The organism is Streptomyces sp. NPDC002845, from assembly GCF_053591955.1.
Genome location: NZ_JBSFUU010000007.1, coordinates 108,138 through 132,136 on the forward strand (window position 1 = coordinate 108,138; position 23,999 = coordinate 132,136).

A 23,999-nucleotide genomic window follows, 5' to 3' on the forward strand; every position below is an offset into this window, starting at 1 on the left:
GCTGCGACCCTACCCGCCCCTGAACCCGGTCCCGACCGCTCGTGAGTACGGCGCGGTCTCACCGTCGTTCAGCGCTTCGGCGGCCTGATGCCGCGGAACTCCCAGTCGCCGCCGAGCGCGGTGGACAGGACCTCCTCGGACTCGGTGGGCTGGGCGCCGACGTCCGTACGGATGGGGGTCGGTCCGGTGACGATGTGGTTGGTCAGCCGGCCGAGGCCCTCGACCTCCACCTCGACGACGTCACCGGGCCGCACGGGGCGGGAGTTGGCCGGCGTGCCGGACAGCAGCACGTCGCCCGGGTGGAGGGTGATGGTGCGGGCGATGTCGGCGACGAGGTAGTGCATGTCCCATTTCATCTCGTCGGTCGAACCGTCCTGCACCACCTGGCCGTTGACGTACGTCCGCAGCCGCTTGCCGTGGAAGTCCCAGTCGGTGACCAGGCCGGGGCCGAGCGGGCAGAGGGTGTCGGAGCCCTTGACCCGGAGCATGGAGCCGGCGTCGGTGTCGCGGAAGTCGTGCAGGCCGTAGTCGTTGGCGACGGTGTAACCGGCGATGTACTCCCCCGCCTCGGCCGGGGAGATGTTGCGTGCCGTCCTCCCGATGACGATGGCGACCTCGCCCTCGTAGTTGAGCCACTTGCAGCCCTCGGGCCGGACGACGGCGCCCCGGTGGGCGTTGAGGGCGGAGGTCGGCTTGTGGAAGTAGGTGGGGGTGTCCGGGAGTTCGATCCGGAACTCGTCGACGCGGCTGCGGTGGTTGAGGTGGACGGCGATCACCTTGGAGGGGACCACCGGAGGCAGATGGTGCGCCTCGTCGGTCTTGACGCGGCGGCCGTCCCCGGCGACGAGTTCGTCGCCGTCGACGGTGACCTGGACGGCGGCGCCGTCGAGGAGGATGCGGCGGTACTCAGGCATGGGCGGGCTCCTGTGCGGGGGTGAGGGGTGCGGTCCAGCCGTCGGCGGGGCGGTCGAACCAGAGGTGGACCTGGCCGGTGCCGATGGAGTTCTCGTACTCGCCGTACTGGCGGGCCTTGGCGACGCAACGCTGCTCGCCGAGCGCGCCCGCCATCATCAAGTAGTGGAAGAACTTGGCCTCGGGCCTGTACTTCCAGAACTCGTCCATGGTGTCGAGGACCTTGTCGTGACGGCCCTCCTTGAACCAGGCGATGCGCTCGTAGTCGGCCTCACGCGCCTCCGGCGTGAAGATGTGAGCCGGGTCGCTGGCCTCGTGGTCGCGCAGTTCGCGCAGCGGCCAGAAGGTGTGCGAGAGGGCACCGGAGGCGATCAGCAGGACCCGGCGGCCCGGGGTGGCGGCGATGCCGTCGGCCAGGGCACGCCCGAGCCGCAGGTGGTCCTCCATGTCACCGGTCTGGCACACGCCGATGGTCACCCAGCGCTTGTCCGGCAGGCCCTCCCCCAGGAACTTCCAGAGGTTGATGGTGGCGTAGTAGACCGGCAGGTACGCGTCATCGATGGGCGTGATCCAGGTGCCGTGTTTCTCGGCGAACTTGGCTGTGTTGTCGGCGAGTTCGGGGTCGCCCGGGAAGTCGTACGGCATCCTGCTCATGCCGCGCGGCAGTTCCTCGGAGGTGAACAGGCCCGCGCGGCGCGCCTGCGCGGTGACAACGAACTCGACGGTGGTCGCCCAGTGGGAGTCGAGGACGACGACGGTGTCGTAGTCGTCGGACTCGAAGACGTCCTCGCGGAGCTGCTGAAGGCCGGTGACGAGCGTGATCTCCTTGCCCTCGTTCAGCTCCAGCCGTTCGGCCTCCGGCAGCACGATGGTGGGGACGTGGGCCAGCAGGCCCGCCCCGACGATCTCACCCATGGTCCGTCCATCCCTTCGGGGCGGTCACCGTGTTCTTCAGGTCGCAGTAGAAGTCGAAGCTCCAGGTGCCGCCCTCGCGGCCGACACCGGACTGGCGGGAGCCGCCGAAGGGGGCCTGGAGGTCGCGGACGAAGAAGCAGTTGACCCAGACCGTGCCCGCGACGAGTCGGGCGGTGACCCGTGCGGCGCGCTCGCGGTCGCCGGCGGCGAGGGTGGCGGCGAGTCCGAAGCGGGTGTCGTTGGCAAGGCGGATCGCCTCGTCCTCGTCGGTGAAGGTCTGGAGTGTCAGGACCGGCCCGAAGACCTCCTCCTGGACGATCTCCGAGTCCTGGGCGACGTCCGTGAGGAGCGTGGGCGCGTAGTACTGCCCGTCCTCGCGGTGCCCGCCGATGACCGCGCGGGCGCCGGCGGCGATCGCCCGCTGCACGAAGCCGTCGATCTTCTCCAGCTGGCGGAGGTGGATGTTGGGCCCGACGTCGGTGGCCTCGTCCCGCGGGTCGCCCTGCCTCAGCTGAGAGGCCTTCTCCACGAAGCGGCGCGTGAACTCCTCGGCGACCGGCTCCTCGACCAGGATGCGGGTCGCCGCCAGACAGACCTGCCCGGCGTTGTCGTACTGCTCCACCGCGAGGTCGACGGCCAGGTCGAGGTCCGCGTCGGCGAAGACCAACAGCGGTGACTTGCCCCCGAGTTCGAGACTCAGCGGGGTCAGGTTCGCCGCGGCCGACGCGGCGATGTGCTGCGCGGTCGGCACCGAGCCCGTGAAGCTGATCCGGCGCACATCGGGATGCGAGGTGAGCGTGTCCCCGATCTCGGCGCCGTACCCCTGGACGACATTGAGCACACCGGCCGGGAGCCCCGCCTCCGCGGCGATGTCGGCCAGCAGCGAGGCGGTCAGCGGGGACCACTCGGCGGGCTTGAGGACCACCGTGTTCCCGGCGGCCAGTGCCGGCGCGACCTTCCACGTGGCCAGCAGCAACGGCGCGTTCCACGGCGTGATCAGCACGCAGGGGCCCGCCGGGTCCCACGCGACGTGGTTCGTGTGGCCGCGGGTCTCGAAGTCCTCGTGCTCCAGCCCCAGCAGCCAGTCCGCGAAGAAGCGGAAGTTGTGGGCCACGCGGGGCATGACGCCCCGGCGGTGCGAGCGCAGGAGCGCGCCGTTGTCGGTGGTCTCGACGATCGCGAGTTCTTCGAGCCGCTTCTCGACGCCGTCGGCGATGGCGTGCAGGATACGGGCGCGTTCGGAGCGGGAGGTGGCGGCCCAGGTGGGGAAGGCGGCCTCGGCGGCGGCGACCGCAGCGGCGGCCTCCTTGGGTGTGCCGCGGGCGATCTCGCCGAGGGTGCTGCCGTCGATGGGCGAGAGGTCGGAGAAGGAGTCGGAGGAGGCGACGCGCCGACCGCCGATCCAGTGCCGGGTGTCGACGGCGACCCCGGCGACAGTGATCTTGTCAGACATGGGAAGGGCTCCATATGTACTAGAGGTAAGGGAGCGCCCCAAAGGGGCGGGGCGGTATCGATATGCGGCTCCGCCGCGTGGGCGCGACCAGCCACGACGAAACCCGCAGCCGACCACCGGCATCACTCGGCAGTCGCTCCGGACGTCCCGGACTCCAACAGCCGCCCCCCGTCCCACACGACCCCCACCTGGCGGTAGTACGCGGCGATCGGCTCCCGAACCTCCAGCCGGGCCAACTCCTCGGTGGGCGCCTCGAACAGCTTGAGCTCAGCTTCGCCGACCCACGGCTGACCCCCCTGGAAGGAATCCGCACCGGACTCGACCAGCTCATCGAGAGCGAGCCCCTTGCCCTTCTCGATGGACGGCAGCCACCGGTGATGGACCATGGGATGCCCGTTGACGAAACCGTTGGTCTCGGACGGCTCCCGCAACGTCACCACGGCCTGCGCGATACGCCGGTCGGCCGCAGCCAGCGTCGCCCCGAACCGCGCCCCCGCCTCGATCCGCGGAGCGGGTCCGTACGGATGCGGCCGCGTCTGATGGATGGACCCGAGCTTCTTCGGATACCCCTGGTGCAGCCCGCGAGCGATCGCGAAGTCCTTGTCGACCCAGATGTAGACGCACCGCGAGTACGTCTGCCCCTTGTACTTGCACCGGACAACCGCGAAGGCCTCCTTGTACTGGGACAGCACGGGATCGAGCAGTTCGGCTCCCGACTCCGCGCACGACTGCCAGTCGGCCCAGATCAGCGCGACCGCACCCGGATCCTCGTCCGCCAACTCCAATGGCTCGGGCAGAAGTTCACGCACCCGCGAGGGATCCGTGCGGTACTCGACGGTGAGCAGGTCACCGGAGTAATGCCACGGCGGAGACGGAATCAGCGACGAGGCACCGCTCGTCGTCTTGGGATGGAAGTAACCACGGAGACTGGTCACTTGGAGCTCCTTACGCAGTGAGGGCGGGCTGCTTCAGCAGCTGGGCGCGGTACTTGGCGGCGCCCATCGCGGCCGCTTGGCCACCGAGCGCGACGACACCGACCAGACGGCCCTCGGTGTGATAGCCGACGAGGACGTCACCGTCCGGCTCGCCGCCCAGCACCCGTACGTCATCGAGGCCGAGGCCGGGCGCCCCGAAGGACTGGAGCCGGAAGTCGTGCTGATCGCTCCAGAAGGTGGGCAGCGGCGCGAAGGAGGCCAACTCCACGTCACCCCCGGCCAGATGAGCGGCCAGCGACTTCGCGGCGTGCTTGGCGGTGTCGGCCGGGACGGACCAGTGCTCCACCCGGCGGGGTACGCCGTCATAGCGGGCGTTGGGGAAGCGGGCCACGTCGCCGACCGCCACCACCTCCGGGCGACCTCCGACGCGCAGGTGCTCGTCGGTGAGCACCCCGTCGGACAGATCGAGGCCGTTGCCGTCGAGCCACTCGGTGTTGGCGAGGGAACCGACCGATTCCACGACCACGTCGGCGGGAAGAACGGTGCCGTCGCTCAGTACGACCCCGGTGACCCGGTCCGCCGAACCCTCGAACCCGGTGACCCCTGAGCCGAGCGCGAAGCGCACGCCGCGTTCCTCGTGCCGCTTCAGCAGCGCACGGGCGAGGAGTTCGCCGAGCGGGCCGGCCATCGGCTGGGGCAGCGGATCGACGACCGTCACCTCGGCAGCACCGAGACCGACCGCCGTGGCGGCCACCTCGCAGCCGATGAAGCCGGCGCCGACCACGACCACCCGGGCGCCGGGCCGGGTCAGCTCGTCACGCAGGCTCCGGGCGTCGTCGATCGTGCGGACCGTGTGGCGGCCGGCGAGCGGACCGGGGCAGCGCAGGCGCCGGGGGCGCATGCCGGTCGCGACGACGAGTCCGTCGTACGACAGCGTCGAGCCGTCGTCGAGTGCGACCGTCCGCTCGTCGAGGCGGGCCGCGACGGCCTTCGTACCCAGCCGCCACTCCACATCCGCCGCGGAAGCCTTCGGAGTGAAGGCCAGCGACTCGAACGTGGCCTTGCCGGCCAGGACCTCCTTGGACAGCGGAGGACGGTTGTAGGGCATATGGGGTTCGTCGCCGACGACGGTGATCCCGCCGGTCCAGCCGGCGGCCCGGAGCTGTTCGGCCGCGCGCAGGCCGCCCAAGGAGGCGCCGGCCACGATGATGCGGGCGTTCACGTCAGTCCTCGATCCGGATGGCCTGCAGCGGACACACGTCCGCGGCCTCCTCGACCTCGTCGCGCAGCGCGTCGTCCGGGTCGGGGACGTAGGCCAGGTGCCCTTCGTCGTCCATCCGGAAGACGTCGGGGGCGGCGAAGACGCACTGGCCGTGGTCCTGGCACCTGGTCATGTCGACGACGACCTTCATGGCCGGTCCTCCTGAATGTGAGGGCGTCGAAGCGGGGATGAAGGGCCCGGCCGTCCGGCCGGGCCCCTGGCCAAAGAGGTGCGAGGAGCCGCACCTCTTACTCGTTTGGCTTCAAACAAGATAGGAAGCCACCAGGCCCTGGTCAATACCTGTCCAGATGGATAAGTTTTTTGAACCACCCCCTTGCGGGACGGCGACCCCCTCCATAACGTTCGGGTTCAAATGATTGGCCCCGAGGGTCTGGGGCCCCGCCCATCCGCCCGAGGAGACTTCGCGGTGAGCGCTCACGACAGCCCAGACATCCGCCGGCACATGGAACGGCTCGCCGCCGAGGGCATCGACGTGGTCCGGGTGACGTATCCCGACCTCATCGGCACCGACCGCGCCCGTGACGTCCTGCTGGACCACCTGCCGTCGGCCTGCGACCACGGCCTGGCCTTCTGCAAGGCCGTCTACCACACCAGCCCGCAGGGCGACGTGGTCCCGGTCGCGGGCGGCCTGGACGCGGGCCTGCCCGACGTGACCGTACGCCCCGACCTGTCCACGCTGACCGCGCTGCCCTGGGAACCCGGCGTCGCCACCTGCCTCGGCGAGGTCACCGACCCGGTGACGGGGGCCCCGGCCGCCGAGTCACCGCGCGACCTGCTGCGCGCCGTCCTGGCCCGGTGCGCCGAGCACGGGCTGCGGCCCGTCGTCGGCCCGGAGCTGGAGTACTTCCTGCTGGAGCCCGCCCCCGGCACCCCCACCGGCTGGCGCCGCGCCCCGGAGACCACGGGCGCCGTCTACACCGCCGGTCTGCGCGCCGACCCCGGGAACCACCTGCTGCGCACCCTGCGGCACCTGCGCGACCTGGGCATCGGCGTCGTCGCCGGGAACCACGAGTTCGACGGCGGCCAGTACGAGATCAACCTGACCCACTCCGACGCCCTGGACGCCGCCGACCGCTCCTTCCGCTTCAAGGCCGCCGTCAAGGAACTGGCCCGCAAGGAAGGCAGGCTCGCCACCTTCATGGCCAAGCCCTTCGGCGACGCGGGCGGCTCGGGCTTCCACCTCCACCTGTCCTGCGAGACCTCCGACGAGGAAGGTGCCCGCAACGCCTTCGACGACCCCACGGGCACGTACGGCCTCTCCGCCATCGCCCGGCACGCCGTCGCGGGCGTCATCGCCCACGCACCCGCGCTCGCCGCCCTGGCCAACCCGACGGTCAACTCGTACAAGCGCTTCGGCCCCGACACGCTCGCGCCCTGGCTGATCGACTGGGGGCTGGACAATCGCAGCGCCATGGTCCGCATCCCGCCGGAGCGCGGCTCCGGCGCCCGCCTCGAACTCCGCCTCGGCGACGCCAGCGCCAACCCGTATCTCCTCATCGCGGGTACGGTCGCCGCCGCGCTGCTCGGCGTCCGGGCCGGCGAGGAGCCGCCCGCCCCGCTGGAGGGCTACGGCTACGACACCGCCAAGGCGGCCGTGCTGCCGGCGAACCTGTCCGCCGCGCTGGACGCGCTGGAGGCGGACACCGCCCTGACAGAGCTGCTCGGCAAGGGCTTCACCACGTCCTTCCTCACCTACAAGCGCAACGAGGTCGAACGCTTCGGGCGGCACGTCACCGACTGGGAGTTCACCGAGTACGCCTACCACCTGTGACGCCCACTGCGGCACCCCCTTGCGGTGCCCCCTCGCGATGCCCCCTTGTGACACCCCCTTTTGATGCCGAGGAGCCACCCATGACCGAGACGACCCTGACCCTCGCCGTCAACGAGCCGATGCCCCTCGCGGACGTCGATCTCACGAACCTGGACAGCTTCACCGACGGGGTCACCCCCTGGCGGATGTTCCACACCCTGCGCCACGAGGACCCGGTCCACTGGCAGCCCGAGGAGGCCCCCAACTCCGGCTTCTGGGCCGTCACCCGGCACACCGACATCGCCCGCGTCGACCGCGATCCGGAGACCTTCACCTCCACCAGGTTCGTCAATCTCGAAGAGGTCGACGACGACCAGATCAAGAAGCGCGCCTCCATCCTGGAGCTGGACGGCGTCCGCCACCGTGCGCTGCGCAGCGTGATCCAGCGCCAGTTCGGCGCCAGTGTCATCAACAGTTACGGCGACTTCCTGCGCGGCCTGACCGCGACCACCCTGGACGCGGCCCTGGCCAAGGGCACCTTCGACTTCGTCGCCGACGTCTCCGCGGACTTCCCCATCAACGTCCTCGCCCGCCTGCTCGACGTACCGCCTCAGGACAACCAGCGGCTCATCGACTGGGGCAACCGCATCATCGGCAACACCGACCCCGACTACGCGGACGTGCTGCTGGACAGCGAGGAGAGCGAGCAGTACCGCGATCTGCCCTTCCGCTCCCCCGCCTCCGTCGAAGTCTTCGAGTACGGACGGGAGTTGGCGCGGCAGCGGCGCGGCGGCGACGGTACGGACCTGATCTCGCGACTGGTCAACACGACCCCGCGCGACGGAGTCCCGCTCTCCCCGCAGGACTTCGACAACTACTTCCTGCTGCTGGTCGTGGCGGGCAACGAGACGACCCGTCACACCATCTCCCACTCCATGCTGGCCCTCCTCCAGCACCCCGAGCAGCTCGCCCGGCTCAAGGACGACCCCTCGCTCATCCCTACGGCGGTCGAGGAGTTCCTGCGCTGGGCCTCCCCCGTCTACCACTTCCGGCGTACGGCGACCCGGGACGTCGAGCTCGGCGGCAAGCACGTCAAGGCGGGCGACAAGGTGGTGATGTGGTTCGCCTCCGGCAACCGTGACGAGGAGGTCTTCGGCAACCCGTACGACTTCGACGTCGCCCGCGCCGACAACGACCACGTCACCTTCGGCAAGGGCAGTCCCCACCTGTGCCTGGGCAACCTGCTCGCCCGCACCGAGATCCGCATCATGTTCGAGGAGCTCATCCCGCGACTGGCGGACATCCGCCTGGCCGGCGACGTCCCGCGCGTCCGCTCCAACTTCGTCAACGGCATCAAGAAGCTGCCGGTCGAGGTCACGCTCGCCTGAACGCCCGGCCACAACCACCGCCGCTCCCCGCCACACTCCGAGGCCGCGAGGCGCGGTTCGTGCGGCCCGGCCGAGCCGGCGTCAGTCCGCGGTCTGGCCGGGGCCGGCCGTCACCTTCCGCAGCAGTGGTCGGCTGCCGCCGTGTTCTGGTGAGCGGGGGGTCTGGGCGGTTGCTGGCGTGGTGTGTCTGCCGGTCTTTCAGGGCGTCCGTCGGCGAGAGCGGCAACTTCATCCAGATGGGCTGCTACGGCAGCGCCCACGCCGTCAACTGGCCGGGTCCGGACCATATCGACATGCGGCTCCGCCGCGTGGGCGCGACCAGCCCCCACCGGCCCTCGGGTTCACCACCGCGCTTCTCGCGGAGCGCTCAGGTGACCGGTTCGGTGGGAATCACCTGCTCCGTCCAGATGATCTTGCCGTTCGCCGTGTAGCGGGTGCCCCAGCGCCGGGCGAGCTGGGCCACGATCAGCAGGCCCCGCCCTCCCTCGTCGGTGGTCCGGGCATGGCGCAGGCGTGGCGAAGTGCTGCTGGCGTCGGAGACCTCGCAGATCAGGCCGCGGTCCCGGATCAGGCGCAGACAGATCGGTCCCGCCGCATGACGGATGGCGTTGGTGACCAGCTCGCTGACGATGAGCTCCGTGGTGAACGTCAGCTCGTCCATGCCCCACTCCGCCAGTTGCCGGCCGGCGAGGGCGCGGGCGTGCCCGACAGCGGCCGGGTCGCTCGGCAGGTCCCAGGAGACGACCTGGTCCGGAGCCAGGACGTGGGTCCGGGCGAGGAGCAGGGCCGCGTCGTCGGACGGGGGGCCCGTCAGCAGGATGTCGACCGCCTTGCCGCCGATCTCCTCCAGCGTCGGTCCCGGCAGCATGAGGGCGTCGCCGAGCCGGGAGAGCCCGACGTCGATGTCCCGGTCGAAGGACTCGATGAGGCCGTCGGTGTAGAGCGCGATGAGACTGCCCTCGGCCAGCTCCCGTTCGATGGACTCGAAGGGGAGATAGCCGAGGCCGAGGGGCGGTCCGGCGGGCAGGTCCAGGACGTCGGCGCGGCCGTCGGGGCCGACGAGCACGGGCGGGAGATGACCGGCCCGGGCCAGCGTGCACCGCCTGCTGACCGGGTCGTACACGGCGTACAGGCAGGTGGCCCCCATGAAGCCGGCGCCGTCGGTCTCGTCCTCGGCCGTCGGCTCGTTGCTGTCGTGCGCCCCCATGAGGCCGATGACCAGGTCGTCCAGGTGGGCCAGCAGTTCGTCCGGGGGGAGGTCCAGGTTGGCGAGCGTACGGACCGCGGTGCGCAGGCGCCCCATGGTGGTCGCCGCGTTCATGCCGTGTCCGACCACGTCCCCGACGACCAGCGCGACCCGGGCTCCGGAGAGCGGTATCACGTCGAACCAGTCGCCGCCGACACCGCTGGGGGCGTCCGCCGGCAGGTACCAGGACGCCACGTCCAGTGCGGACCCTCCCGTCAGCCCCTGCGGCAGCAGCGAACGCTGCATGGAACGGGCCGCGGTACGCTCGCGGGTGAAGCGGCGCGCGTTGTCGACGCACACCGCCGCGCGGGAGACGAGTTCCTGGGCGAGGCGTACGTCGTCCTCCTCGAAGGGACCGTGGCGCCGGGACCGCGCGAACGTCGCCACGCCCAGGGTGACGCCGCGCGCCCGCACCGGAACCACCATCAGCGAGTGGATGCCGAACGTGCGGATGGCGGCGCCCAGTGACTCGTCCTCGGTCACCCACGCGCTGGTGGAGCGGTCCAGCATCCGCTCCACCAGGGTCCTGCTCTCCAGCAGGCAGCGGGTCACGGGCGACGAGAGGGCACGCCGGACCGTTTCCCCCACGTCCAGCGTCGCCTCCGGACAGCCCTCGCGCACCGACTGCTGCCCCGCGCGGCGGATGACGGGCGTCATGCCGACCGGTCCGGGGGCCGGTTCCTCGCCTCTCATGACCGAGTCCAACAGGTCGACGGCGACGAAGTCGGCGAGGGACGGCACGGCCTCGTCGGCCAGTTCCTGCGCGGTCTGCGTCACCCCCAGCGTGCTGCCGATCCGGGCACCGGCGTCGTTCAGCAGGGCCAGGCGTTCCTGGGCCCGCCAGCGCTCGGTGACGTCGATGACCATGTACCAGATGCCCACCTGCCGGCCCTGGCGGTCCTTCATGGCGAAGAAGGAGGCGGAGGACGCGCGCTCCCGGTCGGGGTCCGTGTAACTGGGGCCGCGGAACTCGTAGTCCATCACCGGAGCCCCGGTCTCCAGGACCGTCCGCATCCTCTGCTCGAACGCCTCCGCCTCCAGCGTCGGCAGCACGTCCTTCACCTGCCGCCCGAGCCGTTGCCCGAGGGGGATGAGTCGGTCCAGCGGCTCGTTCACCCAGACGTAGCGCAGGTCCGTGTCCAGGACGGCGATGCCGACCGGTGCCTCGGTGAGGAACGGTGTGAGCATCAGCTGGTTCACCCCGCCGCCCGGCATCCGCCAGAACGCCCTCTTCGGCGGCCGGCCGACGAATCGGCCGAAGACCAGTGCGGCGACCGTGGCGACCAGCACGCCCGGGACCATTTCGTAGATGCCCGACCGAAGCGGCCCGAGCAGTGGATTGATCTCCTCCCAGAGAAGCACCGTGGCCGCCCCCGACACGATGCCGGCCATGGCCCCCGCCCAGGTCATGCGCGGCCAGTACAGCGAGAGGAGGACGACCGGCCCGAAGGCCGCCCCGAAGCCCGCCCAGGCGTAGGCGACGATGCTCAGCAGCCCGTCGGCTCTGAGCGAGATCACGAAGGCGACCAGGATCACCGCGACGACGGCGCCGCGGCCGACCCACACCAGCGCCCTGTCCGAGGCCCGCCGGTTGAGGAGCGCGCGGTAGAAGTCCTCGGTGAGGGCGACGGACGACACCAGAAGCTGGCTGTCCGCGGTCGACATGATCGCGGCCAGTACGGCGATCAGCGTCACCCCGGCGACCCAGGGATCGAGCAGTGTCCGGCTCAGGACGATGTACACCGTGTCCGGGTCGTGGAGCGGCACGCCGATTCGCCCGATCCCGACGAGGCCGACGAGCGTGGCACCGCCGAGTACGACGATGACCCACCCCGTTCCGATACGGCGGGCCGCGGGGATGGCACGGATGCTGCGGACACTCATGAAGCGGGCCAGGATGTGCGGCTGACCGAAGTAGCCGAGGCCCCAGGCGAGCAGCGAGACGATCGCTACGGCGCCGAGCGACCCGCCCGCCGACCACCGGCCGTCCGCGAAGTCGACCTCGGCCCCCACGTCCAGCACGCCCGGCGCCTTGTTGTCGAGGGCGTCGCGCAGTGCCCCGAAGCCGCCGAGCGCCCCGACACCGATCACGGGGAGCACGAGCAGGGCGAGGAACATCAGCGTGCCCTGCATCACATGTGTCAGGCTCACGGCGAGGAAGCCGCCCAAGCACGAGTAGATGACGATCAACAGGGCCGTCAGGGTCACTCCGAGCCCGAAACGGACGTCGAAGACATGCTCGAACAGCAGCCCGCCGGCCACCAGACCACTGGCGACATAGACGGTGAAGAACACGAGGGTGACCGAGGCCGAGACCATCCTGAGCGCCCGGGTGCGGTCCTCGAACCGCTCCTCCAGATAGGCCGAAAGGCTTACGGCGTTCCCGGCGCGCTCGGTGTAGGTGCGCAGCCTCGGAGCGACGAACAGCCAGTTGAGGTAGGTGCCGACCACCAGTCCGACGGCGATCCAGCCGGCGCCGATGCCGGCCGCGTACACCGCTCCGGGAAGCGCCAGGAACAACCAGCCGGACATGTCGCTCGCCCCTGCGGACAGGGCGGCGACCGGCGCGCTGAGCCGGCGGCCTCCAAGGGCGAAGTCGGTGAACGTGCGAGTGCGGGTGTACGCCCAGACGCCTGTTCCGATCATGGCGGCCACGTACACCAAAAACGTGGTCATGATCGGCGCACTCAATTCGAACATACGGTCCTCGCCTGCGAGGCTCATGAGCACCGGCGCCACCGTCGGCGCACCTGGCGGCTGCATGCCCCGGCTGTACAAATCTACAGATCCAGGTGGTCAGGGGGCGACTTGTCGGCTGTGCTGCTCGGAAGCGGCGGCCGCGCGGAGAGGCTCTCACCGCCGACTGCCCGTAGCGGCAAGATCCTCCCACGCGCCCGACGCGGCGTCGAGATCTCGCACCGTCGGCTCTCCCCGCACCGGCGCGGGAAGCCGGCCGAACCGGCCGTCGGCCCCCTGGGCCGCGGTGCGGTAAGCGGGGCCGGCGTGCCCACCGGCACCCGGACAACCCAAGCCTGCCGAGCCGACCGCGCGTGCGGCCCTCACCCCGGCCCCGGACGGCCCAGTGGCTCGGCGGGGTCCGGTGCGCCGTCCGGCAGCAGCCGGGAGCTGTTCACGGTGAACCCGACCGCGGCCCCTCCGCCGGGCCGGGTTCCCGCGAAGACGGTGCCGCCGTGGGTCTCGGCGACATCGCGGACGATGGCCAGGCCGAGCCCGGACCCGGGCAGGCTGCGAGAGGCGTCGGAACGGTAGAAGCGGTCGAACACCCGGGCAGCGTCGGCGTCGGCGATGCCCGGTCCTCGGTCGGAGACGGTGATCCTGCCCCGGCGGATGTGCACCGTGATGGGCTCCACGGTGTCGCTGTCGAACTTGGCGGCGTTCTCCAGCAGGTTGCCCACTGCGCGTTCGAGGCCGAGGCGGCGGCCGTGGACCACCGAGTCGTCGGCGTCGATGTGCACCAGTCGGCCGGTGCGCCGGTACACGCACCGTGCGGCACGGCCCGCCACCGAGGCCAGTTCGACGGGCTCTTCGGCTTCGTCGCGGCTCCGGGAGAGGGCGAGTTCGACGAGTTCGTCGACCAGGTGACTCAGCTCGCGCGTCTCACCCTCGACGTCGTCGAGGAGCCGTTGACGGGCGTCCGGGGAGAGTTCGCCGACGCGGCGCAGCACGCCTGCGTTGGTACTCAGGCTGGTCAGCGGGGTCCGAAGCTCGTGGGCGGCGTCCTGCACCAGCCTCTCCTGTGCCTGCCGGTAGGCGGCGAGCCGGCCGAGCATCCTGTTGAACGACGCCGCGAGCCGGCTGACTTCGTCGCGTCCGTCCACCGAGACCTCCCAGGCGACACGGCAGTCACCGCTGACCTCTTCGGCGGCCCCGGCCAGCCGCACCAGGCGCCGCGTGATGCGTCGTGAGAGCAGCCAGCCCGCGACGGCCGCGGCGAGCACGACCGCGAGTGCGCCCCCCGCGATCTCCCTGGCCATACTCTCCAGCCCGTCGCGTGTCGGGCCGATCGGGATGGCCGCCTGCAGAGCCCCGCGGTCCCCGCCCAGCGCGACGATCCGCTGACAGTAGACGTCGCCGTCCACGACGATCTCGATGGTCTCCTTCCCCTGCCCGGGGACACCGGAGGCGGCGAGGGCGCGTACGGAGTCGGACACCGGTAGCGCCACGTCCGGGCCGCCCAGATGGGTGACTGTGCCGTCAGGGGCCACGACCTGCACGATCGCCTGCTCCGCCGCACCGGCCGTGCCGAGCCGGTCCGGCCCCGGGGCGGGGGCCTGTCCCCGCGTGTCCGCGTCGCTGAGGGCCTGTTGCCTGGTCTGGTCGTGCGCCACGGCCATCGTGACCAGCTGCAGCGTGCGATTGGCCTGCGCGATGACATGCTCGGAGGCAGCCCGGTAGTTGAGCACACCGACAAACGCCGCCACCAGGGTGCCGGCCACGGCGAAGGAGAGCGTGAACCGCGAGCGCAGACTCATGGCCGCCGCACCGCGTAGCCCACGCCACGCACCGTGTGGATCAGCTCGGGCGCGCCGGCGGCGGCGAGCTTGCGCCGCAGATAACTGACGTAGCACGCCAGGTTGTTCGTGTGCGGCCCGCAGTCGTGGCCCCATATGCGGTGGTAGATCGTCGAGTGGTCCAACACGATCCCCTCGTTGCGCACCATCAGCTCCAGCAGGTCGAACTCGGTCTTCGACAGGTCCAGTTCCCCGTCGGCCCACCAGGCGCGCCGCGCGTCCGGCTCGATGCGCAGCGACGCGATCCACAGAACGGCATCGGCCGGCTCGGCCCTCTGGCCCGCCGGTGCCAGCGCGGCCCGGCGCTGCAACGCCCGCAGCCGAGCGAGCAGTTCGGGGACCAGGAAAGGCTTGGGCAGGTAGTCGTCGGCGCCCGCGTCCAGTCCGTCGACCCGATCCTGGGTCTCGGCCCGGGCGGTGAGCATCAGTATCGGGGTCCGGTCACCGTCGGCGCGCAGCACGCGGCACACGGCCATGCCGTCGACATGCGGCATCACCACGTCGATCACGAGTGCGCTGAAGGAGCCCCGACGGGCTCGGCTCAACGCCTCCACCCCGTCGACGGCGGTGACGACATCGTACCCCTCCAACTCCAGTGCCCGCGCAAGGGACTCGCGGATCGCACGATCGTCGTCGGCGATGAGGACATGGTTCGGCACGCCCACATGATGACCCACCGCTCGCGCCGATCTCAGACAAACTTGCGAGTAATGATTATCAGTTCCGCCTGGCCGACCTGCGCCTCTCGGCTCTCACCCGGCACAGAGGCCCGGACTTTGCCCAACTTCCATGGTTTTCCGATGGACGTCACAGGCGCTTCGCTCACGATGAGGTCCCCATCTGAACCGCTCCAGGAGATCCATGTCCACCGCCCCCCTTCCCCCCGCCGCTTCCACCACCCCCACATCGCCGGCAGACCGAGAGGGCAGGAAGCGGACACGCGTGCGCCACGCCATCGCCCTGGTCGCGTGCCTCGGCCTCGGCATCACCGGCTGCGGCTCCGGCGACTCCGGATCCTCCTCGTCCGAGACGACGGCCTCCGGGCAGAGCACGGCCGCGAGCACCGGCGCCGGAAAGGCGAACACCGCCGAGGTCGTGGCCGCCGCCGACACCTTCCTGGAGACGCTCTCCGACGACGAGAAGGACACCGCGCTCTACGACTTCGACGACGACGCCAAGACGACGGGCTGGTCGAACTTCCCGACCACGTTCGTGGAGCGCAACGGCATCCCCCTGGAGGACCTCGACGACGACCAGAAGGCCGCGGCCCTGAAGGTCATGGAGACCGCCCTCAGCGAACAGGGCTACGAGGAGCTGGAGGAAATACGCCAGGCCGACGTCTATCTCAAGGAGGTGCAGGAGTCCGGCAACGGAGGCGGACCCGGCAACGGTGACGAATTCGGCGTGGACAAGTACTACCTGGCCTTCTTCGGCGAGCCCAGCGAGACCGAGCAGTTCATGGTCGAGTTCGGCGGCCATCACGCGGCGTACAACATCACCTACTCCGGTGATGACGTGAGCCTCTCGCCCACCCTGACCGCCGTCGAGCCGTCGGAGTTCGAGCTGGACGGCACGTCGTACGCTCCCCTGAAGGACAAGCGGGACACCACCATGGCGGCCATCGCCTCGCTCAGCGACAGCGAGCTGGAGCAGGCCGAGATCAGCGGCAGCTTCGACGACCTGCTGCTCGGCCCCGGCAGCGACGGCCCCTTCCCAGACCCGGAGGGCGTCGTCGTCGGCGACCTCACCCAGGAGCAGCAGGACAAGGTCACCGCGATGATCCGCACCTGGGTGGACGACCTGGACGAGGAGGCCGCCGAGGCGCTCATCGCCACGTACGTCTCCGAGTACGACGAGACGTACCTGGGCTGGAGCGACGCGACGGCCATCGACGACGAGAACACCTATGTGCGGGTCGACGGCCCCTCCGTCTGGATCGAGTTCTCCAATCAGGGCGGCATCGTGGTCGAGGGGGTCCACCAGCACACCATCTTCCGCGACCAGACCGCCGACTACGGCTGGAACTGACAGGGCGGGAACTGCTTCCAGTGCGCCGTCTCCTGCTCGCCCTCCTTCTCGCGGCACTCGTGCCGGCCGTCGGCCCCGTGCCGTCGGCCGGCGCCCATCCGATGAGCACCTCGGCCGTCCTCCTCGACATCCGCGACGACCGGGTGGAGGGGGAGGTGCAACTGCCCGTCGACCGCCTCGCCGTCGCCGTACACCGCGACCTCACCCGTGACAGCGTCCTCGGCACCGACCGGACCTTCCTCAAGCGCTACACGGCCCGGCACATCAGCGCCGTGGGCGAGGACGGCCGCTCCTGGCCGGTCACGCTCGGCACGGGTACGGTCCGGACGATCGACGGGACGGCACACCTCGTCCACCCGCTCACGATCCGGCCACCCGACGGGAACGTCACCGACTTCGACCTGCGTTACGACGTCATCGTCGAGGAACTGCTCACCCACAAGGTCATCGCCACCGTCCGGTACGACTTCGGCCGCGGCATCCTCAAGACCGACGACGCCGAAACCCTCGGGATCTTCGACTTCACCACCAAGAGCCTCGAAGTCCCCGCGGGCGAGGGCTCATGGGTACGAGGCTTCGCCACCACCGCCGGCCTGGGCATCGAGCACGTCGGCGAGGGCGCCGACCACCTGCTGTTCCTGTTGATGCTGCTCATCCCCGCCCCCTTGGTGGCCGTCGGGGGCCGATGGCGCGCGGCCCCGTCGGCACGACGCGGCGTCGTCCGCGTCGTGCACGTCGTCACGGCGTTCGCCGTCGGCCACTCGCTCACGCTCGCGCTCGCGGGAGCCGGAGTGATCAACCTGCCGACGAGGCCCGTCGAAACACTGATCGCCCTCTCGATCGCGGTCTCCGCCATCCACGCCATCCGGCCGCTGGTGGCCCGCGGCGAGGTGCTCATCGCCGCCGGGTTCGGACTCGTCCACGGGTTGGCGTTCGCCTCACTCATCGGCGAACTCGGCCTCGACCGGGGGTCGCTGGTGACCACGCTGCTGGGCTTCAACCTGGGTATCGAGCTGACACAGCTGCTCGTCGTGGCGCTGATGATGCCGTCGCTGATCGCCCTGGCCCGCACCGCCTTCTACCCCGCGTTCCGCATCGGCGTGGCAGTCGTCGGGCTGGTGTTCTCGGTGTCCTGGATGCTCGAACGCGCCACGCTCACCCCCTTCGACCCCTTCGAGGGCATCCAGACCCGGCTGGTGGGGCATCCGCTGCTCGTCGCCGCCACGGTCGCCGCGCTGGCCGTGGTCGCCCACCGGATCACACCGCGGACACCGCAGGTGGCGGCCGAGTCTTCCCCGGACAGTCGCAGCGCCGATTCGCGTCCCCTGTCCGGCTGAGAGCAATCGCGGATCAAGGCGTCACCACAACCACCTCACAGACGAATGCCATGGGACAACTCCCTCAACAACCACCTCAACACCTGGAAGATCGCCTACAACATCGAAGGCATCCGCGAATGGATCTTCCGGCAGCACAAGCAGACCGACCAGGTCGCGGCCGGGGACTCACCGGACCGACGAGCTCAGTCGTAGACGTCCCGAAGGGCGCGCACTGCAACGATCCACACGCCACATTTCCCGACTCTTCCCATTCCCGACTATTCCCATTCTGGAAGCAAGGCGGGAAATATTCGCGCAAAAAAATAGACCATTAACCACGGAATTCCGATTCGGAGGAAACCCCTGTGACGGCGAAGAACGAGAGCGAGAAAGCCCGGCATGGAAGTGGACTGTTGCACCGGCGGTCATTCCTGGGCGGCTCCGTCGCCACGGCGATGGCGGCCGCGTCCGTGGCGGCCGGCACCCAGGCAGCGGCGGCGGACGCCGCGGGCACCTGGGCGTCGGGTCTGAAGGCGGGGGCCGGAAAGGCCGTGATCGACATTCCGTCCTCGATGCTGCCGCTGGACGGCTTCACCACGGTCCACGACGACCTGTACATACGCATCCTGCTGCTGCAGAACGACTCGCGCCGCGTCGCCCTGGTGGTCCTGGACCTGACGTCGATCAGCCCGGAGGCGGTCGCCGCGCTGCGGACGATCGTCTCCGACGCGGCCGGTGTCGCGCCGGCCGACATCGTCGTGACCGTCACGCACACGTTCTCCACCCCGCACATCCGGCCCGGCAGCGGGGTCTCGTCCCCGTTCATGAAGCTGGTCTCGCAGGCCGCCACGACCGCGGTCACGGCGGCGGTCACGGCACTGCAGCCCGCCCGGGTCGGCTTCGGCACCGGCAAGTGCGACGTCAACGTCAACCGCGACGTCCTCACCGCCGACGGCTGGTGGCTGGGCACCGGCGAGGCGGGCACGTCCGACAAGAGCGTCGGCGTCACCCGTTTCGACGACACCGACGGCAACCCGGTCGCCGTCCTGGTCAACTACGCCGTGCAGTCCTCGGTGATGCTGGACTCGGTCATGGCGGGCGGCGACCATCCGGTCACAGCCGATCTGGCGGGCGCGACGGTGGCGCACGTGGAGAAGCAGTACGGCGATGACGTCGTCGGGTTCTTCCTGGTCGGTGCCTGTGGGGACCAGTCACCGGCCTTCCGGTCCAAGCGGTACACCATCGACAAGGACAAGAAGTGGTCCCAGACCGACGCCGCCGACGCCGGCTGGCTACTGCTGACGGCGCAGGGCGAGCGGCTGGGCACCGAGGCCGTCCGGGTCGGCCAGACCATCAAGACCAGCTCCCGCGCGGCGCTGAAGCTGGTCACCGACTCCGTCACCGTGGACGCGATCATGATGGGACACCCCACCGCTCCCACGAAGAGCTACACCTTCACCCCCAACGGCACGGCCGAAGTGCCCATCTGGGTGCTCCAGATCGGGGACGGAGTGTTCGCCGGGGTGGCACCGGAACTCTCCGCCGGCACCGGCCTGAGCATCAAGAAGCACTCCCCCTTCCCGCACACCGCGGTGCTGTCGATGCTCGACGGCGGCGCGAAGAACATGGCGGATGCCCGCAGCTACGCCCGGATCACCTATGAGGCAGTGGACTCCACATATGCCCAAGGATCGGCGGAAAAGGTCGCCGCGAAGATCGGCGACATGCTCGACTCCCTGCGCCGCTGAAAATCACAACCCGCGTTAAGAAAACGCTCAGGAATCTCACAGAACATCGCTATTGGCTGTACGACATAACAGCCGATCGACCAGGAGGAAAAGAACAATGGACAGGCGCTCTTTCATAGCAAGCTCGGCAGGGGCCTCCCTGGCCGTTATCGGAGGCGTGGCGGCCTATGGCTCCGCCTCGGCCGCCGAGGAATCCGGAAGCAGCGAGCATGTCAAGAGCGCCACCGCCATCACCGAGGTCTTCGGTGACGGCCTGAAGCTCACCGCCGTCGCGCTGGAGTACGACACGGCGATCAAGAGCTCCAAGCTCTCCACGCAGACGTTCTCCGTCGCCGACCGCACCATCACCAGGGTGTACGCCACCACTTCGCCCACCCCGGTGACAAAGGGTCACACGAAGGGCCGCAAGGAGGGCCGCAACTGCCGGTACGTCATCGTCGAGATGTCCCCCGACGACGAGGCCGCCTCCCTGCTCGAGAGCAGCGGCCCCAGCGGCGGGACCCCGCCGAGCGGTGCCCCGAGCGGTGCCCCGAGCGGCGCGCCCAGCGGCGGCCCCGGCGGCGGCGGCTCGGGCCCGACGGTCAAGGAGGCGGTGGCGACGGTGGTGCAGGCGGGAGACGTCACCACCACCCGCGGCACCGTCTACGCGGCGAGCTCCACCGGGTTCACGACAACCGCCGTGAAGAACCTGATCGTCGACGACTTCGAGCAGTTGTCCTTCACCGACCCGGACACCGGCGAGACCCTCGAGTACAACCTGTTCACGCCCAGGGACTACGACGAGAGCAAGTCCTACCCGCTGGTGCTGTTCATGCACGACGCCGCCGTACTCAGCTCGGAGACCACCACCACCCTCATCCAGGGCAACGGAGCGATCTGCTGGGCCAGCCCCGAGGACCAGGCCAGGCGCCCGGCGTTCGTGCTCGCGCCGCAGTACCCCAGCGCCGTCGTCGACGACCACGGCGGCTACACGGTGACGGACATGCTCGACACCACGGTCAAGCTGGTGACCGAGGTCGCCGACACCCACAGCATCGACAAGAAGCGCCTTTACACCACCGGGCAGTCCATGGGCGCCATCATGTCGATCGTCATGGACATCGAGTACCCGGACCTGTTCGCCGCCTCCTACATCGTCGCCGGGCAGTGGGACACCAGCCTGGTCGCCCCGATGGCCAACGACAAGCTGTGGATCACGGTGTCCCAGGGCGACGAGAACGCCTACCCCGGCCAGAACGCCATCACCGAAGCCCTGGAAGCGGAGGGCGCGAAGGTCACCCGCGCGGTATGGGACGGCACCTCCACGCGGAAGGAGTTCGCCACCGAAGTCCGGAAGGTGGTCGCCAAGAGGACCGACATCAACTACGTCGCCTTCGAGCAGGGCACCGTCGTGCCCAGCGACCAGGAGGACAACTCCCTCAACAACCACCTCAACACCTGGAAGATCGCCTACAACATCGAAGGCATCCGCGAATGGATCTTCCGGCAGCACAAGTGAGTCACGGCGGACACCGGTCCGGTCGGCTCAGCGTGGCCGGCCGGTTCCGGTGAGGCGGATGTCGCGGGACGAGGCGCCGACCTGGACCGTGCGGCGACCGGCGGGGAGGACCCACCGCCGGTCGCCGGTCGACCAGTAGGAGAGCCGGCGTTCGTCGACGTGCAAGGTGACGCGGCGTGACTCGCCGGGGCGCAGCTCCACGCGGTCGAAGGCGGCCAGGGTCCTGACCGGCATCTCGACGGGCGTGTCCGGCGCCGGGCCGACGTAGACCTGCGGGACCTCGGCCCCGCTGCGCCGGCCGCGGTTGGTGAGGGTGAAGGTGACGTCGAGACCGCCGCCGCGGGCCGGTCGCACCGACAGCCGCTCGTAACCGAACCGAGTGTAGGACAGGCCGTGGCCGAAGCAGAAGAGCGGCTCGATGCCCGCCCGGTCGAAGTGCCGGTAGCCGGTGAAGACGCCCTCGCTGTAGGTGACCACACCGTCCACGCCGTGGTACCGCTCCGGGTGGGCGGGGTCGAGCACCGGGTGGTCGGCCTCCCGCTTCGGGTAGGTCATGGTGAGTCTGCCGCTCGGGTTGGCACGGCCGAGCAGCAGATCGGCGGTGGCCCAGCCGCCCTCCTGGCCGGCGTATCCGGACAGCAGGATGGTGCCGACCTTGTCCCGCCAGGGCATGGTGACCGGGTCGCCGACGTTGAGGACGACGATCGTACGGCGGTTGGCCCCGGCCACCGCGTCGATCAGCTCGTCCTGGTGGGCGGGCAGGGCGAGGCTGGTGCGGTCGCCGCCTCCGCCGGTGGGACCGGCGGAGCCGTTGAAGGCGAACACGACCGGCGTGTGCACCTTCCGCGCCAGGCGGGCGGCAGCCCTGATGTCGGCCGCGCGCTGCTCCGGGGTGCTCCAGGCGAACCGCACCTGCACCGGACCTCGGTCGTGGACGGTCGCCGCCCAGCCGGTGAGGGCGATCCGCACCTGGTACGCCCTGCCGCCGGTGAGCGTCGCCGTCGCCAGTCCGTTGTCGAGCCCGTCGGTGGTCGGGACGATGCTCGACCACTTGCGGGCGAAGTCGTCGCGGGGGGCCGCGGCCCGGGCGATGCGGGTGCCGTCGACGTGAAGTTCGGCACTCCCCCGCCACGCCTGGATCATCAGCCGGTACTCGCCGCCGCTCGGCGGGGTCAGGGTGCCGGTCCACACGTACGAGGAACCGACCGGGAAGGCGCTGTCGCCGGTGAAGTCCACGGTGGCGTCGGTCACTTGACCGCCGCCCGCGGCAGGGACGCGGGTCAGCCCGTGCCCGGTGCCGTCGGCCGGGGTGAGTACCTCGGACGGTACGACGGTGCCGGTGAGGTCCACACCCACGGCGTGGCGCGGCTCGACGTGCACGGTGCGCCGCAGCGCGTCGAGCGGGGAGACCATGCGGTCCTCGAAGCCGTACGCCCGCTCCCCCCAGACGGACACCGCGACCTGGGCGGCGGTCGGGCCGATCAGGGCCAGGGAGCGCAGCGCGGTACGGCCGAGCGGCAGTCCGCCGTCGTTGGCGAGCAGGACCGCGCCCTGGGTGGCGACCTTGCGCGCGGTGCGGGCGCCGGCGGCGATGTCGACGGTTCGGCGGGCCGGTGTGCGACTGCCGTCCAGGAGGCCGAAGCGGTCGTACTGGCCGAGGACGCGGGAGACCGCCGTATCGAGCGCGGATTCGGGGATGGTGCCGTCCTGGACGGCCTGCTTGAGCGGGTCACCGAAGTAGGAGCCGCCCGGCATCTCCATGTCGAGGCCGTCCTCGACGGAAACGCTGTGGGTGGCACTCCAGTCGGAGGTGACGAACCCGGTGAAGCCCAGTTCACCGCGGAGGACGTCCGTCAGGGTCGTCCGGTTCTCGGCGTTCCACTCGCCGTTGAGGTGGTTGTACGCAGCCATCACCGCCGCGACCCCGGCGCGTACCGCCGCCTCCCAGGCCGGCAGATAGATCTCGTGCAGGGTGCGGTCGTCGACGCGGAAGTCGAAGTTGGTCGCCGGGTCGGTGGGGTCTGCGCGGTTGAACTCGCCGTTGCGCTGGTTGTTGGCCAGGTAGTGCTTGGCCATGGCGAGCATGCCCTGCGCCTGGACGCCCTCGATCTGCGCGGCGGCGAGCTGTGCGTTGAGGTGGGGGTCCTCGCCGGTCTGGTCCTTGTCGCGGCTGAAGAAGGGGGCACGGGACAGCTCGATCTGCGGGGCCAGCAGCACGTCCATGCGCAGGGCGCGGCCCTCGCGGCCCATCACCTCGCCGTACTCGCGGGCGAGTTCGCGGTTGAAGGAGGCGGCCAGCGTGGACACCGGGGGCAGGCCGGTGGCCGAGGCCGCGACGTTGATGCCGGCCGGACCGTCGCTCAGTCTCAGCTCCGGTATGCCGAGACGGGGCACGCCGGGCAGGTATCCGGCCTGGCCGAGCCGTTCGGGGTCGGTGGCCCCGTGGACCAGGAGATCTTCTCGTCGAGGGTGAGCCGGGCCAGCAGGGCGCGGACCCGGCGGCGGTCGCTCGCGGAAGTCGCCGCGGCGGCGGGTCTCGCCGTCGCCACCGGCTCCAGCAGGGCGAGGAAGGCGACGGCGGACGCCGTACGACCGAAGAGCCTCAGCACCTCGCGGCGGCTGTGAGCGGTGCGGTGTGAGGGGCTGTGAGCGGACGGGATGGCGTTGCGGGGCTGGTGCAATGCGGGTGTCCCTTCCCTGCGGTGCACGTCATCGGCGCACCGCCCGACGCCCCCTGACACAGGGCCGGCTGACACCGGGTCACACCGGCTCGGGCATCGGACGGATGCGGACCGAGTGTCGACGTGAGAAGCCCAGCGGTCAACACTTCAAGCGACGCCCGAGCTCTCGACACCCACGTTTTCAGTTTCCGAACTGTCTTCGTATGCGCAGGTCACGTCCTGGTCCGCAGCACCCGGATCAGCTTCAAAGGATGAAGAAATTTTCGTCACGCATATTGCTGACAATATTGCCGCGCGGTTACGTTCGCAGTC

The 23,999-nt window shown here is 70.2% G+C and carries 18 protein-coding genes; 7 read left to right on the plus strand and 11 right to left on the minus strand.

Annotation, left to right across the window (positions count from 1 at the left end; translation table 11 throughout):
- Positions 1–68: 68 nt before the first annotated feature.
- The 6 genes from ACWD3C_RS07180 to ACWD3C_RS07205 all read right to left on the minus strand — a co-directional run bounded on the left by ACWD3C_RS07180 (position 69) and on the right by ACWD3C_RS07205 (position 5,627).
- On the minus strand, positions 69–914 hold the full coding sequence (locus tag ACWD3C_RS07180) for a fumarylacetoacetate hydrolase family protein (RefSeq protein WP_451140970.1): 846 nt from the start codon (positions 912–914) through the stop codon (positions 69–71).
- A complete protein-coding gene (locus ACWD3C_RS07185; RefSeq protein ID WP_451140972.1) occupies positions 907–1,827 on the minus strand; it encodes a 3,4-dihydroxyphenylacetate 2,3-dioxygenase in 921 nt (306 codons plus the stop codon). The genes ACWD3C_RS07180 and ACWD3C_RS07185 overlap by 8 nt, the downstream gene beginning before the upstream one ends.
- Positions 1,820–3,280, minus strand: a complete 1,461-nt coding sequence (locus ACWD3C_RS07190; RefSeq protein ID WP_451140974.1) for an aldehyde dehydrogenase — start codon at positions 3,278–3,280, stop codon at positions 1,820–1,822. The genes ACWD3C_RS07185 and ACWD3C_RS07190 overlap by 8 nt, the downstream gene beginning before the upstream one ends.
- Before the next feature lie 122 nt (positions 3,281–3,402).
- Positions 3,403–4,215, minus strand: coding sequence for an acetoacetate decarboxylase family protein (locus ACWD3C_RS07195; protein WP_451140976.1), 813 nt, complete (start codon positions 4,213–4,215; stop codon positions 3,403–3,405).
- A gap of 10 nt (positions 4,216–4,225) precedes the next feature.
- Positions 4,226–5,437 carry an NAD(P)/FAD-dependent oxidoreductase gene (locus ACWD3C_RS07200; protein WP_451140978.1) on the minus strand — a complete coding sequence of 404 codons (1,212 nt, stop codon included), beginning with the start codon at positions 5,435–5,437 and terminating at the stop codon, positions 4,226–4,228.
- A 1-nt stretch (position 5,438) separates the two neighbouring features.
- On the minus strand, positions 5,439–5,627 hold the full coding sequence (locus ACWD3C_RS07205) for a ferredoxin (RefSeq protein ID WP_451140980.1): 189 nt from the start codon (positions 5,625–5,627) through the stop codon (positions 5,439–5,441).
- Between the two features lie 312 nt (positions 5,628–5,939).
- Between ACWD3C_RS07205 and ACWD3C_RS07210 the strand changes: the two genes are divergently transcribed.
- Together ACWD3C_RS07210 and ACWD3C_RS07215 are read left to right on the plus strand one after the other, a co-directional pair.
- The gene (locus tag ACWD3C_RS07210; protein ID WP_451141096.1) at positions 5,940–7,268 is read left to right on the plus strand and encodes a glutamine synthetase family protein; all 1,329 of its coding nucleotides are present in this window, start codon (positions 5,940–5,942) and stop codon (positions 7,266–7,268) included.
- 80 nt (positions 7,269–7,348) lie between these two features.
- A complete protein-coding gene (locus tag ACWD3C_RS07215) occupies positions 7,349–8,635 on the plus strand; it encodes a cytochrome P450 (RefSeq protein ID WP_451140982.1) in 1,287 nt (428 codons plus the stop codon).
- 367 nt (positions 8,636–9,002) lie between these two features.
- Here ACWD3C_RS07215 and putP read toward each other — a convergent pair whose 3' ends face one another.
- The 3 genes from putP to ACWD3C_RS07230 form a co-directional block, all read right to left on the minus strand.
- Positions 9,003–12,581, minus strand: a complete 3,579-nt coding sequence (gene putP / locus ACWD3C_RS07220) for a sodium/proline symporter PutP (RefSeq protein WP_451141098.1) — start codon at positions 12,579–12,581, stop codon at positions 9,003–9,005.
- 359 nt (positions 12,582–12,940) lie between these two features.
- The gene (locus ACWD3C_RS07225; protein WP_451140984.1) at positions 12,941–14,374 is read right to left on the minus strand and encodes an ATP-binding protein; all 1,434 of its coding nucleotides are present in this window, start codon (positions 14,372–14,374) and stop codon (positions 12,941–12,943) included.
- A complete protein-coding gene (locus ACWD3C_RS07230) occupies positions 14,371–15,072 on the minus strand; it encodes a response regulator transcription factor (RefSeq protein ID WP_451140986.1) in 702 nt (233 codons plus the stop codon). The genes ACWD3C_RS07225 and ACWD3C_RS07230 overlap by 4 nt, the downstream gene beginning before the upstream one ends.
- A gap of 283 nt (positions 15,073–15,355) precedes the next feature.
- Here ACWD3C_RS07230 and ACWD3C_RS07235 point away from each other — a divergent pair, with 283 nt between their 5' ends.
- The 5 genes from ACWD3C_RS07235 to ACWD3C_RS07255 all read left to right on the plus strand — a co-directional run bounded on the left by ACWD3C_RS07235 (position 15,356) and on the right by ACWD3C_RS07255 (position 21,006).
- A complete protein-coding gene (locus ACWD3C_RS07235; protein ID WP_451140988.1) occupies positions 15,356–16,441 on the plus strand; it encodes a DUF3500 domain-containing protein in 1,086 nt (361 codons plus the stop codon).
- A gap of 20 nt (positions 16,442–16,461) precedes the next feature.
- On the plus strand, positions 16,462–17,778 hold the full coding sequence (locus ACWD3C_RS07240) for a HupE/UreJ family protein (RefSeq protein ID WP_451140990.1): 1,317 nt from the start codon (positions 16,462–16,464) through the stop codon (positions 17,776–17,778).
- A 45-nt stretch (positions 17,779–17,823) separates the two neighbouring features.
- Positions 17,824–17,973, plus strand: a complete 150-nt coding sequence (locus ACWD3C_RS07245) for a hypothetical protein (protein WP_451140992.1) — start codon at positions 17,824–17,826, stop codon at positions 17,971–17,973.
- A gap of 152 nt (positions 17,974–18,125) precedes the next feature.
- Entirely contained in the window at positions 18,126–19,508 is a 1,383-nt protein-coding gene (locus ACWD3C_RS07250) for a hypothetical protein (RefSeq protein WP_451140994.1), read from the plus strand.
- A 157-nt stretch (positions 19,509–19,665) separates the two neighbouring features.
- Positions 19,666–21,006 (plus strand): hypothetical protein, encoded by a 1,341-nt coding sequence (locus tag ACWD3C_RS07255; protein ID WP_451140996.1) that lies wholly within the window; start codon positions 19,666–19,668, stop codon positions 21,004–21,006.
- Between the two features lie 27 nt (positions 21,007–21,033).
- Here ACWD3C_RS07255 and ACWD3C_RS07260 read toward each other — a convergent pair whose 3' ends face one another.
- Complete coding sequence (locus ACWD3C_RS07260; RefSeq protein ID WP_451140998.1) at positions 21,034–23,400, minus strand: glycoside hydrolase family 3 protein; 2,367 nt, start codon at positions 23,398–23,400, stop codon at positions 21,034–21,036.
- Positions 23,373–23,687, minus strand: coding sequence for a hypothetical protein (locus ACWD3C_RS07265; protein ID WP_451141000.1), 315 nt, complete (start codon positions 23,685–23,687; stop codon positions 23,373–23,375). Before ACWD3C_RS07265 ends, ACWD3C_RS07260 begins: the two co-directional genes overlap by 28 nt.
- Positions 23,688–23,999 lie beyond the last annotated feature (312 nt).

Coding starts and splice junctions, on each gene's coding strand:
- ACWD3C_RS07180 (WP_451140970.1), bottom strand. CDS start 914: ATGCCTGAGTACCGCCGCATCCTCCTCGACGGCGCCGCCGTCCAGGTC.
- ACWD3C_RS07185 (WP_451140972.1), bottom strand. CDS start 1,827: ATGGGTGAGATCGTCGGGGCGGGCCTGCTGGCCCACGTCCCCACCATC.
- ACWD3C_RS07190 (WP_451140974.1), bottom strand. CDS start 3,280: ATGTCTGACAAGATCACTGTCGCCGGGGTCGCCGTCGACACCCGGCAC.
- ACWD3C_RS07205 (WP_451140980.1), bottom strand. CDS start 5,627: ATGAAGGTCGTCGTCGACATGACCAGGTGCCAGGACCACGGCCAGTGC.
- ACWD3C_RS07210 (WP_451141096.1), top strand. CDS start 5,940: ATGGAACGGCTCGCCGCCGAGGGCATCGACGTGGTCCGGGTGACGTAT.
- ACWD3C_RS07215 (WP_451140982.1), top strand. CDS start 7,349: ATGACCGAGACGACCCTGACCCTCGCCGTCAACGAGCCGATGCCCCTC.
- putP (WP_451141098.1), bottom strand. CDS start 12,581: ATGTTCGAATTGAGTGCGCCGATCATGACCACGTTTTTGGTGTACGTG.
- ACWD3C_RS07225 (WP_451140984.1), bottom strand. CDS start 14,374: ATGAGTCTGCGCTCGCGGTTCACGCTCTCCTTCGCCGTGGCCGGCACC.
- ACWD3C_RS07245 (WP_451140992.1), top strand. CDS start 17,824: ATGCCATGGGACAACTCCCTCAACAACCACCTCAACACCTGGAAGATC.